General features: G+C 64.2%; 12 protein-coding genes and 2 pseudogenes. 11 read left to right on the forward strand and 3 right to left on the reverse strand.

From position 1 onward, the window contains the following. The 4 genes and pseudogenes from ACXJ7R_RS12465 to ACXJ7R_RS12480 form a co-directional block, all read left to right on the forward strand. A pseudogene (locus tag ACXJ7R_RS12465) lies at nt 1-194 on the forward strand (ABC transporter permease); the annotation flags it as partial. 2 nt (nt 195-196) lie between these two features. Then, on the forward strand, nt 197-964 hold the full coding sequence (locus ACXJ7R_RS12470; protein WP_095083257.1) for an ATP-binding cassette domain-containing protein: 768 nt from the start codon (nt 197-199) through the stop codon (nt 962-964). Between the two features lie 112 nt (nt 965-1,076). Next, the gene (iolG, locus tag ACXJ7R_RS12475) at nt 1,077-2,078 is read left to right on the forward strand and encodes an inositol 2-dehydrogenase (protein ID WP_457152104.1); all 1,002 of its coding nucleotides are present in this window, start codon (nt 1,077-1,079) and stop codon (nt 2,076-2,078) included. A 25-nt stretch (nt 2,079-2,103) separates the two neighbouring features. Further along, nucleotides 2,104-2,898 carry an SDR family oxidoreductase gene (locus tag ACXJ7R_RS12480; RefSeq protein WP_457152105.1) on the forward strand — a complete coding sequence of 265 codons (795 nt, stop codon included), beginning with the start codon at nt 2,104-2,106 and terminating at the stop codon, nt 2,896-2,898. Nucleotides 2,899-2,921: 23 nt separating this feature from the next. On the opposite strand, the gene ACXJ7R_RS12485 is transcribed toward ACXJ7R_RS12480, so the two are convergent. Further along, nucleotides 2,922-3,191, reverse strand: a complete 270-nt coding sequence (locus ACXJ7R_RS12485) for a hypothetical protein (protein WP_457152106.1) — start codon at nt 3,189-3,191, stop codon at nt 2,922-2,924. A gap of 207 nt (nt 3,192-3,398) precedes the next feature. Between ACXJ7R_RS12485 and ACXJ7R_RS12490 the strand changes: the two genes are divergently transcribed. Next, nucleotides 3,399-4,490, forward strand: coding sequence for a 3-deoxy-7-phosphoheptulonate synthase (locus ACXJ7R_RS12490; protein WP_457152107.1), 1,092 nt, complete (start codon nt 3,399-3,401; stop codon nt 4,488-4,490). 46 nt (nt 4,491-4,536) lie between these two features. Here the strand turns inward: ACXJ7R_RS12490 and ACXJ7R_RS12495 are convergent, their stop codons facing one another. Next, nucleotides 4,537-5,172, reverse strand: coding sequence for a LysE family translocator (locus ACXJ7R_RS12495; protein WP_457152108.1), 636 nt, complete (start codon nt 5,170-5,172; stop codon nt 4,537-4,539). A gap of 127 nt (nt 5,173-5,299) precedes the next feature. On the opposite strand from ACXJ7R_RS12495, the gene ACXJ7R_RS12500 reads away from it, so the two are divergent. Further along, nucleotides 5,300-6,004: a helix-turn-helix transcriptional regulator gene (locus tag ACXJ7R_RS12500; RefSeq protein ID WP_457152109.1), complete on the forward strand. Its 705-nt coding sequence runs from the start codon at nt 5,300-5,302 to the stop codon at nt 6,002-6,004. Nucleotides 6,005-6,025: 21 nt separating this feature from the next. Here the strand turns inward: ACXJ7R_RS12500 and ACXJ7R_RS12505 are convergent, their stop codons facing one another. Continuing rightward, the gene (locus tag ACXJ7R_RS12505; protein ID WP_457152110.1) at nt 6,026-7,135 is read right to left on the reverse strand and encodes a Gfo/Idh/MocA family protein; all 1,110 of its coding nucleotides are present in this window, start codon (nt 7,133-7,135) and stop codon (nt 6,026-6,028) included. 154 nt (nt 7,136-7,289) lie between these two features. On the opposite strand from ACXJ7R_RS12505, the gene ACXJ7R_RS12510 reads away from it, so the two are divergent. From ACXJ7R_RS12510 to ACXJ7R_RS12530, 5 genes and pseudogenes are all read left to right on the forward strand, one after another. Next, nucleotides 7,290-8,135 (forward strand): MurR/RpiR family transcriptional regulator, encoded by an 846-nt coding sequence (locus ACXJ7R_RS12510; RefSeq protein ID WP_167392076.1) that lies wholly within the window; start codon nt 7,290-7,292, stop codon nt 8,133-8,135. Nucleotides 8,136-8,275: 140 nt separating this feature from the next. After that, nucleotides 8,276-10,210, forward strand: coding sequence for a bifunctional 5-dehydro-2-deoxygluconokinase/5-dehydro-2-deoxyphosphogluconate aldolase (locus ACXJ7R_RS12515; protein ID WP_457152111.1), 1,935 nt, complete (start codon nt 8,276-8,278; stop codon nt 10,208-10,210). A gap of 35 nt (nt 10,211-10,245) precedes the next feature. Further along, nucleotides 10,246-12,096: a 3D-(3,5/4)-trihydroxycyclohexane-1,2-dione acylhydrolase (decyclizing) gene (gene iolD / locus ACXJ7R_RS12520; protein ID WP_457152112.1), complete on the forward strand. Its 1,851-nt coding sequence runs from the start codon at nt 10,246-10,248 to the stop codon at nt 12,094-12,096. A gap of 72 nt (nt 12,097-12,168) precedes the next feature. Then, the gene (gene iolE, locus ACXJ7R_RS12525; RefSeq protein ID WP_457152113.1) at nt 12,169-13,086 is read left to right on the forward strand and encodes a myo-inosose-2 dehydratase; all 918 of its coding nucleotides are present in this window, start codon (nt 12,169-12,171) and stop codon (nt 13,084-13,086) included. Between the two features lie 61 nt (nt 13,087-13,147). Further along, nucleotides 13,148-13,262 (forward strand): annotated as a pseudogene (locus ACXJ7R_RS12530) (DUF3329 domain-containing protein); the annotation flags it as partial.

Raw genomic sequence — 13,262 nt, forward strand, 5'->3', positions numbered from 1 at the left:
GCGTCTCCTTGTCGGGCGGCCGCGGCTCGATCGTCGGCACGGTGATCGGCTCGCTGATCTTCGGCGTCATCATCTCCGGCTTCACCTTCCTGCGCCTCGACGCCTACTACCAGGAGATGGTCAAGGGTGTGATCATCGTCGGCGCAGTCGTTCTCGACCAGTGGCGTCAACGCCTTAGGGCAATGAGGGCTTGATCATGGCAGACATAGTCCTGAAGACCGAAAACCTGACCAAGCGCTATGGTGGCGTGCATGCGCTGGAAGGCGCTAACTTCGAGCTGCGCAAGGGTGAGCATGTCGCCATCATGGGCGACAACGGCGCCGGCAAGTCGACCTTCGTGCGCCAGATCACCGCCGTCGAGCAACGCACCGACGGCAAGATCTGGTTCGACGGCAAGGAAGTGAACTTCACCGGGCCGATCGCGGCGCGAGAGGCGGGCATCGAGACGGTGTTCCAGAACCTGGCGCTGGCCGACGACCTCGACGTGCCGTCGAACCTGTTCCTTGGGCGCGAAAAGGTGCTGTTCAATCTCGGGCCGTTCTCGATCCTGGATCGCAAATACATGCGCAAGGCGACCGAGGCGGCACTGGTCCGCACCGCGGTGAAGATCCCCAATCTGTCCAACACCATCCGCCACATGTCGGGCGGCCAGCGCCAGTGCGTGGCGATCGCCCGGACCGCCACCTTCGCCTCCAAGCTGATCATTATGGATGAGCCGACGGCAGCCCTTGGCGTGCAGGAGACCGCACAGGTCGAAAATATTATCCGCACGCTGAAGGACAATGGCGAGCCGCTGATCCTGATCAGCCACAACATGCGCCAAGTGTTCGACCTTTGCGACCGCATTGTCGTCTTCCGCCGTGGCCGCATCGTCGCCAACCTGCGCAAGCAGGACACCGACGGAAACGATATCGTCTCCTACATCACCGGGGCCAAGACCGGAGAGGCGGAACTCGCGGCCTAGGGCCGGGCACGGAGGCGGTGGTCACCGCCTTCCTGTCGATGTCGTCTTGACCGGAACATCACCCGCGCCCATGACCGGCGCCTTGCTTCGAACCATCCTCAAAGGACATTCCATGGTACTCCGCTTCGCCCTCCTCGGTGCCGGCCGCATCGGCAAGGTCCACGCCCGCGCCGTCGGCTCCAACCCGCAGGCCAAACTGGTTGCCGTCGCCGACGCCTTCGAGAAGGCGGCGACCGAGCTGGCGACGGCCTATGGCGCCGAGGTGCGCAGCATCGACGCCATCGAAAAATCCAAGGACATCGACGCCGTCGTCATCTGCACGCCGACCGACACCCATGCCGATTTGATCGAACGTTTCGCAAAGGCGGGCAAGGCGATCTTCTGCGAGAAGCCGATCGACCTCGACGTCAAGCGCGTCGAGAAGTGCCTGGCCGTGGTCGAGAAGGCCAAGGCGACGCTGATGGTCGGCTTCAACAGGCGCTTCGATCCGCATTTCGCCGCCGTGCGCAAGGCGATCGACGACGGCGCCATCGGCACCGTCGAGATGGTGACCATCACCTCGCGCGATCCGGGTGCGCCGCCGATCGACTACATCAAGCGCTCGGGCGGCATCTTTCGCGATATGACCATCCATGATTTCGACATGGCGCGCTTCCTGCTCGGCGAAGAGCCGGTGGCGGTCAGTGCGCACGCCTCGGTGCTGGTCGACAAGAAGATCGGCGAAGCCGGCGACTACGATAGCGTCAGCGTCATCCTCGAGACCGCTTCCGGCAAGCAGGCCGTCATCTCCAACTCGCGCCGTGCCACCTATGGCTATGACCAGCGCATCGAGGTGCATGGTTCGAAAGGCATGATCGCGGCCGAGAACCAGCGTCCGGTGTCGATCGAACTGGCCAACGAGAAGGGTTATACGCGCCCGCCACTGCACGATTTCTTCATGACCCGCTACCTCGACGCCTATGCCAACGAGATCGCTGCCTTTATCGCAGCCGCGACGTCAGGCAAGAAGGCGGCGCCTAGCGGCGCCGATGGGCTCGTGGCGCTGAAGCTGGCCGATGCGGCGCTGAAGTCGGCAACCTCGGGCAAGACCGTCCGTCTCGACACGGCAAAGTAAGAACACCAGGCACAGGAGCACAGCGATGAGCACATCAGCCGCTCGCAATCATGAAACGCGCGCCATCGTCACCGGCGGCGCGCAAGGCATCGGCTTTGCCGTCGCCGAGGCACTGGCCGACGAGGGCTGCCGGGCGCTAGCGCTGATCGGCCGCTCGCAGGAGAAGGGCGACAAGGCCGTCGCCCATTTCAAGAAAGCAGGCGTCGACGCGATCTTCATCAGCGCCGACGTCTCGAAGGTCGCCGACTGCAAGCGCGCGGTCGCAACCGCAATCTCGCATTTCGGCACCATCAACGCCCTGGTCAATGCCGCAGCGACGTCGGCACGCGGTTCGCTGGTCGAGACGAGCGAAGAGCTTTTCGACCAGATCTTCGACACCAATGTGCGTGGACCCTTCTTCCTGATGCAGGGACTGGTCGCCCACCTCCTGGAGCGCAAGGCGCCGGGTTCGATCGTCAACGTGCTGTCGATGTCGGCGCATGCCGGCCAGTCCTTCCTGACGCCCTATTCGACCAGCAAGGGCGCGCTGATGACGCTGACCAAGAATGTCGCCAGCTCCTATCGAAAGAACCGCATCCGCTGCAACGCCGTGCTGCCCGGCTGGATGGACACCGAGGGCGAGGCGATCGTGCAGAAGAAATGGCACGACGCTCCGGACGACTGGCTGGAGAAGGCCGAGGCCGCGCAGCCGATGGGCCAACTGGTGAAGCCGGCGCAGCTCGCCCGGCTGATCAGCTACATGATCAGCCCGCAAGCCGGCGTCATGACCGGGTCGCTGGTCGACTACGACCAGAACATTGCGGGGGTGATCGGCGAGTAGCAGTTGAAACGTCATCGGGGGTCTCAGGTCCGGTGTGCACTATGCAGCCTCGCCAACTCGACCTGAACGTCGGCCAGCTCTTGCTTCCAGTAGGCGATATCCTCCGGCGTGGCCGGCGTCCTAAAGGCATTGGCTTCGTATGCGCTTAACATAGCTTTGGCTGCTCTTAGGCGCGCTTCTGCCGCCGCTCGCAGCAGCGCATAAACATCGGCGGGTTCTTCGGAATCTTTGGGCATATCGTTGAACGTATAAGAGTTGGGGCCGGATCGCGACGGGTAGGCGTCAAATTTCAAACGGAGGGGAGCGTGACAAGCGCCTCCGTTTCGACTATATGAGCCTCATGATCAACCTGACCGCCACGTATTGGTACTTTAGGAGCTCGCTGGCGGCGGGAGGATTGCGCTCGATCTGAAGATTGCAGCAACAAGATCCGAACAGCCGCCAGACCTGGCGGCTTTTTTGTTTCAGCCGGCAGGTCTCCCAATCAGGAGCAGAAAGCCGTGTTGACCACCACAGATGACCTTCGGGTCAAGGAAATCAGGGAACTGAGTACGCCGGACCAGGTGATGCGGGAGATCCCGCGCACGCTGACGGCGACGCGCACCGTTGCCGCGTCACGCAATGCAACCCACGCCATTTTGAACGGGACCGACGATCGACTGCTCGTCATCGTCGGTCCCTGTTCGATCCACGATCCGGTCGCGGCCGTCGWTTATGCCAGCCGTCTGGCGGCGCTGCGCGAGACCCTGTCCGACCGGCTCGAGATCGTGATGCGGGTCTATTTTGAGAAGCCGCGCACGACGGTCGGCTGGAAGGGCCTGATCAACGATCCCGACCTCGACGGCAGCTTCAACATCGACAAGGGGCTGCGGATGGCGCGCAACGTGCTCTCCGCCGTCAACAACCTCGGCCTGCCGGCGGCGACCGAATTCCTCGACATGACCACGCCGCAATACATTGCCGACCTCGTCGCCTGGGGCGCCATCGGCGCGCGCACGACCGAGAGCCAGATCCACCGCGAGCTGGCATCGGGCCTGTCCTGCCCGGTCGGCTTCAAGAACGGCACCGACGGCAATCTGCGGATCGCCGCCGAGGCGGTGAAATCGGCCGCCCAGCCGCACCATTTCATGGCGGTGACCAAGGGCGGACGCAGCGGCATAGCGACGACCACCGGCAATGAAGACTGCCACGTCATCCTGCGCGGCGGCGTTCAGCCCAACTATGACGCGGCGAGCGTCGAGGCGGCCTCGGTCGAACTCGCCCGCATCGGCATCGCACCTCGGCTGATGATCGATGTCAGCCACGCCAATTCGGCCAAGAAGCCGGAGAACCAGCCCAAGGTCGCGGCCGACGTGGCGGGCCAGGTGGCGGCGGGCGACGAGCGCATCATTGGCCTGATGATCGAGAGCAATCTCGTCGCCGGCCGGCAGGACGTGGTGCCCGGCAAGCCGCTCGTCTACGGCCAGAGCATCACCGATGGCTGCATCGACTGGGCGACCACCGAGACGGTGCTGCACGGCCTTGCTGGCGCGGTCGAGTGGCGCCGCTCGGCGCGCCGCGCCATGATCGACAGCCGCCAAGGGGCAGCCTGACAGGCCGGGGATAAGGCGGCGGTGTTTCCAGGCGCGGGCCTGGAATTCACGCCGCCTTCAAACCTTGCCACGCGGTCAGCACCGACACCGCAACCAGCAGCAATCCAGCCGCCCGGCCGGCAAATGCGGTCGCCCGGGGGTTGGCGACCAGCAGGTTGCGGCTGCGCCCGGCAGTGACGGCAAGCCCGCCATAGACGGCAAACTGCACGGCCACCGTCATCAATCCCATGATGGCCGCCTGTATCCAGATCGGACCATAGGCGGGCTTGAGAAATTGCGGATAGACCGCAAACACGAAGAGGTAGGCCTTGGGATTGATCAGGCAGATCACCAGCCCCTGGCGAAACGCCTTCCATGCGGAGCGGCTGCCGGCAGGCCCCTCGTGGCCGACCTTGATCGAACTGCGCATCAGCGTCAGGCCGATGAAAGCCATGTAGGCGGCACCGGCGATCAGCAGCGGATTGTAAAGGATCGGCACGAAATGCATCAGCAGGCCGACGCCGACGGCGCCGTTCAGCGTGTGCACCATGCCGCCCAGCATGATGCCGCCGGTGGCGGCAAGGCCTCTGTTGCCGCCACCGGTCAGCGCATTGGCAAGCACGAAAAGCATGTCCATGCCGGGCACGATGATGATGCCGAACAGCAGGAGGAAGAACAGCCAGAGATTTTCCGCATAGTCCATGTCAGTTGCCTGTCGCCTCGCCCGGCGGAGCCGCTGAGGAATGTGTTGATTTTCAATTCGATAGGCAGTCGTATAGGTCAGCCCTACTGACGATGTGGTGTCAGTTGTGATCGGAGCGGGTGAGGAAATGCGCAAGGCATCGCGACTGTTCGAGATCATCCAGATCGTGCGGCTGGCGCGGCAGCCGGTGACGGCTGCCATGATGGCCGAAAAGCTGGAAGTGACGGTGCGCTCCGTCTATCGCGACATTGCCGCTTTGCAGGCGATGCGCGTACCGATCGAAGGCGGGCGCGGCATCGGCTACATCCTGCGCCCCGGCTTCGACCTGCCGCCGCTGATGTTTTCGATCGAGGAGATGGAGGCGATCGTTTTGTCGCTGGCGCTGCTGGAGCGCACGGGTGACAGCGAACTCAAACTGGCGGCCAAGCGCGTCAGCGCCAAGATCGCCGGCGCGGTGCCGCCGCCCTTGCGCCAGACGTTCGATGCCAATGCGTTGCATGCGTGGGGATTCGCCGCGCCCTCGGTCGGCGCGGTCGATCTGGCGCTGGTGCGCCGCGCCATCCGCGACGAGGAGAAGCTCGACCTGTCCTATCGCGACGAACTCGGCCGCGCCTCCGAGCGCCTCATCCGCCCGATTGCGCTGATCTATTACGCCGAAACCGCCAACATCGTCGCCTGGTGCGAGTTGCGCCAGGCGATCCGCAATTTCCGCAGCGACCGGATCGAGGATTGCCAGGCGACGGGGCTGCGGTTCAAGGGCGAAGGCGATCGCTTGCGGCAGGTCTGGGTGAACGGGTGGGAGACGAACGCCGCCCAGGCCGCAAGCCACTGAGGCGATCCATCGCGAAGCGGACTATCTCACATCGACCCAGCTCTTTTCGTCGAACGAGCGCGCCATCGCATGCACCGTGCGCTCGATCTCCAGCCCTTCGGCGAACTCGATGATCCGCGCCGGCTTGCCGGCCAGCCGCGTCAACAGTTCGTGGCACTCGATGATCTTGAGATCGTTGAAGCCGAGGCCATGGCCGGGCGCCGGCAGGAAGGCGTCGTAGGGCTTGTGGTGCGGCGCCACCAGGATGGTGCGATAACCCTGCTCGGTCGGACGATCGGCGGTGAGGTAGAGCTGGAGTTCGTTCATCCGCTCCTGGTCGAACAGGATCGATCCCTTCGAGCCGAAGATCTGGATGGCGATGCGGCCCTTGCGGCCCCAGGCCGAGCGGTTGACCAGCAGCGTGCCGGCAATGCCGTTTTCCAGATGCATCAGCACGCTGGCGATGTCGTAGGTCTCGACCGCGCGGCGGCCGCCGGCGGCGAGCTTGCGGTCGGCATAGGGCTTGGCCATGTCGCAGATGACGCTGGCGACGCGGCCGAACAGGGCGGAGACCAGCGACAGCGGATGCACGGCGAAATCGTCGAGCGCGCCATAGCCGGAAGCCGCTTCGTGCTTCCAGAAGAACAGCGCCTCCGGGTCGGCCATGAAGTCCTCGTCCATCTCGATGCGCAGATGGTTCACCTCGCCGATGACCTTCTCGTCGAGAAGCGCGCCAATGTGGCGGATGGCAGGGCTCTGGATGTAGTTGTAGCCGAGGGCGGCGACCTTGCCCGACGTCTTCGCCGCCGCCGCCATAGCTTCGGCCTCGGCGAAGCTCGGCGCCATAGGCTTTTCGCACCACAGATGCTTGCCGGCCTCGAGGATGGCGATGGCCATCTCCGGATGGAACTGGTTGGGCGTGGTCAGCGAGACGATATCGACATCCGGGTCGTTGACGACGGCGCGCCAGTCGCCGGATGCCTTGGCGAAGCCGAACTCACCGGCCTTGCGCCTGGCGAGGTCCTCATTGACCTCGCCGAGATGGACGAGCCGGGGTTTGGGCACATCGGGAAAGACGGCGCCGACGGCACTCCATGCGATGGCGTGACACTTGCCCATGAAACCCGTGCCGATGAGACCGACGCCGACCATTTTCCATTTCTCCACTGCCTGAAGCGTTGGATGGATGAATTAGTCCATTTTCTATTGGAATGGAATGTCTGCCTCATTTTTTATGGCGTTCTTGCGCAGGCTCGCTATGATGGGGCAGAGAGGGTACCCATAGATGAGCCTGGACAGAGCGACGATGGACGAACGGGTACCTCGCGACTTCGAGACGCTGCGCGCCACCATCCTGGACCGGCGCGAAAGCCTGCCCAAGCGCATCGCCCAGATCGCCGCCTACGCGCTCGACAATCCCGACGATATCGCCTTCGGCACCGCCGCCAGCATCGCCGCTTCGGCCGGCGTGCAGCCGTCGACCTTGATCCGCTTTGCCCAGCAGCTTGGCTTCGACGGTTTCACCAGCCTGCAGCAGGTGTTTCGCGAGAGGCTGCGCGAGCGCAACTCGTCCTATGACGAACGCCTGCAGGCGCTGCGTGCCAAGGCCGAGGGCGCCGCCGGTCACCGGGCGATCTTCGACGGCTTCGTCGCTGCCGCCAGCACCTCGCTCAACGACATTTCGCGCACACTGGACGACGCGCATCTGGAAGACGCAATTTCGCTGCTGGCGAAGGCGGAGACCATCTATGTGCTGGCCAAGCGCCGCTCCTATCCGGTGGCGTCCTACATCGCCTATGCGCTAGGCAAGCTGAAGATCCGCAACCAGCTGATCGAATCGGCCGCCGGGCTGAACGCCGAGATGATCGCATTCGCCACRCCGGCGGACGCCGTCATCGCCATCAGCTTCTCGCCCTACGCGCCGGCCACCATCGAGGAGGCGCGCAGCATTTCGGAACAGGGCGTGCCGATCGTTGCCATCACCGACAGCTCGTTTTCGCCTCTTGCCCAGTTCGCCAGCATCTGGTTCGAGGTTGCCGAGGCCGATTTCGCCGGCTTCCGCTCGCTGTCGGCGACGATGGCGCTGGCTATGGCGCTGACCGTCGGCGTCGGCGAAAAACGGCGCAGCACGGGCCGCAGGCGCAAGGCCTAGCAGGCACCTCAAAGACAATTTTAGACCTGGGAATGCTCATTCCATATTGACTATGGATTGGAATTATTATTTCATATTCCTGGCGCCACGCTGCCGCTCGCGCGTGTACCCCAAAACAACAAGGCCGATGGGAGGTTCCAATGAGCGAAGCCGTGGACGCGAAACAGGCGCCGCTCGACGTCATCACCATCGGTCGCGCTTCCGTCGACCTTTACGGCCAGCAGATCGGCTCACGGCTGGAAGACATCACCTCGTTCGCCAAGTCGGTCGGCGGCTGCCCGGCCAACATCTCTGTCGGCACGGCGAGGCTGGGCCTGCGCTCGGCGCTGCTCACCCGCGTCGGCGACGAGCAGATGGGCCGCTTCATCCGCGAACAGCTGAGGCGCGAAGGCGTGTGCGTCGACGGGCTAAAGACCGACAAGGAGCGGCTCACCGCATTGGTGCTGCTGTCGGTCGAGGACGAAGGCGTGTCGCCGATGATCTTCTACCGCTCAGACTGCGCCGACATGGCGCTGGCGCCGGAAGACATCGACGAGGCCTTCATCGCCTCGGCGCGATCCATCGTCGTCACCGGCACGCATTTTTCCCGTCCCAACAGCGACGCCGCCCAGCGCAAGGCAATCCGCATCATCAAGGCCAAGGGCGGCAAGGTGGTGTTCGACATCGACTATCGGCCGAACCTCTGGGGTCTGGCCGGCCATGCCGAAGGGTTCGAGCGTTATGTGAAATCAGACAGGGTCTCGGCCCAGTTGAAGACGGTACTGCCCGATTGCGACCTGATCGTCGGCACCGAAGAAGAGATCATGATCGCGTCGGGTGCCGATGACTGCCTGAGCGCCTTGAAGGCGATCCGCGCGCTGTCCGCGGCGACCATCGTTCTGAAGCGGGGCGCCATGGGCTGCATCGTCTATGACGGGCCGATCAGCGACGATCTCGAGGACGGCGTCGTCGGCAAGGGCTTTCCGATCGAGATCTACAATGTGCTCGGCGCCGGTGACGCTTTCATGTCCGGCTTCCTGCGCGGCTGGCTGGGTGGCGAAGACCATGCGACTGCGGCCACCTGGGCCAATGCCTGCGGCGCCTTCGCCGTGTCGCGCCTGCTGTGCGCGCCGGAATATCCGACCTTCGAGGAGTTGCAGTTCTTCCTCAAGAACGGCAGCAAGCATCTCGCCTTGCGCAAGGACGAGGCGATCAATCACATCCATTGGGCGACCACCCGCCGCCGCGACGTTCCCTCGCTGATGGCGCTCGCCTGCGATCACCGCGTGCAGCTCGAGGATGTGGCGGCGAAGGCCGGTGCCGATCCCGCACGCATCCGCGATTTCAAGGTGCTGGCGGTTAAGGCGGCGGCGAAGGTCGCCGCCGGTCGCGACGGCTACGGCATGCTGATCGACGAGAAACATGGCCGCGAGGCGATGTTCGAATTTGCCCGCCATCCCTTCGCCTGGCTCGGGCGGCCCGTCGAATTGCCGGGATCGCGACCCCTACGCTTCGAGTTCTCGCAGGACATCGGCTCGCAGCTCGTCGAATGGCCGGTCGATCACTGCATCAAGTGCCTGTGCTTCTATCACCCCGATGATCCGGCGGCCTTGAAGGAAGAACAGCAGCAGAAGCTGCGCGCGCTGTTCGAGGCCGCACGCAAGGTCGGCAGGGAATTGCTGGTCGAGATCATCGCCGGCAAGCACGGCAAGCTCGACGACACGACGATCCCGCGCGCGCTGGAGGAACTCTATGCGCTCGGCATCAAACCCGACTGGTGGAAGCTCGAACCGCAGGCTTCGGCAGCGGCGTGGGCAAAGATCGAAGCGGTGATCCTGAAGCATGATCCATGGTGCCGGGGCGTCGTGCTGCTTGGCCTGGAAGCGCCGCAGGACGAGCTGGAAGCGGCTTTTGCCGCAACCGCCAAGGCGCCCATCGTCAAAGGGTTTGCCGTCGGCCGGACCATCTTCGTCCACGCGGCCGAACAATGGCTGGCCGGCAAGATGTCGGATGACGAGGCGATCGCCGACATGGCCTCGCGCTTCGAACAGTTGACCGAAGCGTGGCTTGCCGCGCGCGGCCGCAAAGCAGCATAAGAAGGCGCGGCATAGGACTGCGGAGGAAAAACACCATGAGCAAGACAATCCGCCTGACGATGGCGCAGGCGCTGACCCGCTTTCTCAGCAGGCAGATGACCGAGATCGACAGCAAGAAAGTCCCGATCTTCGGCGGTGTCTGGGCGATCTTCGGCCATGGCAATGTCGCCGGCATCRGCGAGGCGCTCTATCAGGTGCGCGACGAACTGCCGACCTTTCGCGCCCACAATGAACAGGCGATGGCGCATGCGGCGATCGCCTATGCCAAGGCCAATTTCCGCCGCCGCTTCATGGCGGCGACCTCGTCGATCGGCCCCGGCGCGCTCAACATGGTGACGGCTGCGGCACTGGCCCACGTCAACCGGCTGCCGGTGCTTTTTCTGCCCGGCGATGTCTTCGCCAACCGCATTCCCGATCCGGTGCTGCAGCAGGCCGAGGATTTCTCCGACGGCACGGCGACGGTCAATGACTGCTTCCGTCCGGTGTCGCGGTATTTCGACCGCATCACGCGGCCCGAACAGATCATCCCGGCGCTCAGCCGCGCCATGCAGGTGCTGACCGATCCGGCCGATTGCGGCCCGGTGACGCTGTCGCTTTGCCAGGACGTGCAGGCCGAGGCCCATGACTATCCCGAGAGCTTCTTTGCCGAGCGCGTCTGGCACCAGCGCCGGTCGCGGCCGGACCGCCATGAGCTTGCCGCGGCGGTGGCAGCACTCAAGGGGGCGAAGAAGCCGCTGGTGATCGCCGGCGGCGGCGTGCTTTATTCGCAGGCTTCGGACGAACTGGGGAAATTCGTGCAGGGCGCCGGCATCCCGGTCTGCGAGACGCAAGGCGGCAAATCCTCGCTGCCGGACGATCATCCGCTCAACATGGCGGCGGTCGGCGTCACCGGCACCTCGGCCGCCAACCGGCTGGCTGAGGAAGCCGATGTCGTGCTGGCCATCGGCACACGCCTGCAGGACTTCACCACCGGCTCGTGGGCGCTGTTCAAGAACTCCGGCAAGACCATCATCGGCTTGAACGTTCAGCCCTTCGACGCCGGCAAGCACCGGGCGCTGCCGCTGGTCGCCGACGCGGCCGAGGGCCTGGCCGAACTCGGCGCGGCGCTGAAGGGCTGGAAAGCGCCTTCGGCCTGGACCGACAATGCGGCGGCCGGCAAGAAGGCCTGGCAGGCCGAGGCCGCCAAGGTGACGGCGTCGACGAATGCCGCCTATCCTTCCGACGCGCAGGTGATCGGCGCCGTGCAGCGCGCGATGGGCTCTGGCGTAACCCTGCTGCATGCCGCCGGCGGCCTGCCCGGCGAACTGCACAAGCTGTGGCAAGCTGGCGCGCCCGGCTCCTACCACGCCGAATACGGCTTCTCGACCATGGGCTACGAGATTGCTGGCGGGCTTGGCACCAAGATGGCGAAGCCGGACGAGGAGATCGTCGTCATGATCGGCGACGGCTCCTATCTGATGCTGAATTCCGAAATCGCCACCTCGGTGATGCTCGGCCTCAAGCTGACCATCGTGCTGCTCGACAACCGCGGCTATGGCTGCATCAACCGGCTGCAGATGGCGACCGGCGGCGCCAACTTCAACAATCTCCTGAAGGACTCGCGCCACGAAATCCTGCCCGATATCGACTTCGCCGCGCATGCAGCGAGCATGGGGGCGATTGCCGAGAAAGTGCCATCGATCGCCGGGCTGGAAAACGCCCTGGAAAAGGCAAGGAAGAACAACCGCACCACCGTGCTGGTCATCGACACCGACCCGCTGGTTTCGACCGATGCCGGCGGCCATTGGTGGGATGTTGCGGTGCCGGAGGTCTCGGCGCGTGCCCAGGTGAACGCGGCGCGCAAGGCCTATGACGAAAAACGGCAGATGCAGACCATTGGCGATTGATGCCAACGCCGGCAAATCCCACCTTTCCCCTCGCGGGGAGGGTGGGCACGAACTGAAAACTGGAGTGACGACTTGAAAGCCAAACTGGGCATGTCCCCCATTGCGTGGTGGAACGACGATCTTGCGGAACTCAGCGATGATGTGTCGCTGGAAGAGTGTTTGCGCCAGTCGCGCTCGGCCGGTTTCACCGGCATGGAGATGGGCCGGCGGTTTCCCAACGATCCCGATGTCATGCTGCCGATCCTGAAGGCGGCCGACGTGACGCTTTGCGGCGGCTGGTTCTCGGGCACCCTGGTCGATGAGGACATGGGCAAGAACAAGGATCGCGTCCAGCCGATGATCGATCTGTTCAAGGCGGTGAACGCGCCTTGCATCGTCTATGGCGAGGTCGGCCGCTCGATCCAGGGCGACCGCTCGAAGCCGCTCGCAACCAAGCCGAAGCTCTCGGACGACGAGCTGAAGGCCTATGCGAAACGCCTCACGGAGTTTGGCGAATGGTGCGCCGAACAGGGCATGCCGCTTTCCTATCACCACCACATGGCGGCGGTCGTCGAGACCGAACCGGAACTCGATGCCTTCATGAAGTATTCCGGAGCCGGCATACCGCTGCTGCTCGATGCGGGGCACCTGGCCTTTGCCGGCGGCGACGTCCTGCGCGCCATCGACAACCACTATGCGCGCATCAGCCATGTGCATGTGAAGGACGTGCGCATGGGCGTCATCGACAAGCTCGACCGCACCAAGCAATCCTTCCTCGACGCTGTCGCGCTCGGGGCCTTCACGGTGCCGGGTGACGGCTCGCTGGATTTCGGCGCCATCGTGCAGCGGTTTGCCGACCATGGTTACGAGGGCTGGTTCGTGGTCGAGGCCGAGCAGGATCCGAAGAAGAACCCGCCGCTCAAGATGGCTGAGGTCGGCCACAAGGAATTGATGCGGGTGATGACGGCGGCCGGCTATACGGTCGAGACGCAGGGCTTTCCAAATGCCTAGGGCCTCCGCAATGCCCGACGCACTGGTTCTCGGCGAAGCCGGGTTGCTGTAGGTTGCCGGAATGAAAGATTCCGAGCATCCGTTTTTCCGGCCTTTGTGGCGGCGCATCGCTGTCGTCGCAGTCTGCGTCATCTGGTCGATCATCGAATTCGCCACCGGCACGCCGTTCTGGGGCG

The sequence above is a fragment of the Mesorhizobium sp. P5_C1 genome (assembly GCF_054049815.1).

Coding starts and splice junctions, on each gene's coding strand:
- ACXJ7R_RS12505 (WP_457152110.1), bottom strand. CDS start 7,135: ATGGTCGGCGTCGGTCTCATCGGCACGGGTTTCATGGGCAAGTGTCAC.
- ACXJ7R_RS12495 (WP_457152108.1), bottom strand. CDS start 5,172: ATGGACTATGCGGAAAATCTCTGGCTGTTCTTCCTCCTGCTGTTCGGC.
- ACXJ7R_RS12480 (WP_457152105.1), top strand. CDS start 2,104: ATGAGCACATCAGCCGCTCGCAATCATGAAACGCGCGCCATCGTCACC.
- iolG (WP_457152104.1), top strand. CDS start 1,077: ATGGTACTCCGCTTCGCCCTCCTCGGTGCCGGCCGCATCGGCAAGGTC.
- ACXJ7R_RS12500 (WP_457152109.1), top strand. CDS start 5,300: ATGCGCAAGGCATCGCGACTGTTCGAGATCATCCAGATCGTGCGGCTG.
- ACXJ7R_RS12470 (WP_095083257.1), top strand. CDS start 197: ATGGCAGACATAGTCCTGAAGACCGAAAACCTGACCAAGCGCTATGGT.
- ACXJ7R_RS12515 (WP_457152111.1), top strand. CDS start 8,276: ATGAGCGAAGCCGTGGACGCGAAACAGGCGCCGCTCGACGTCATCACC.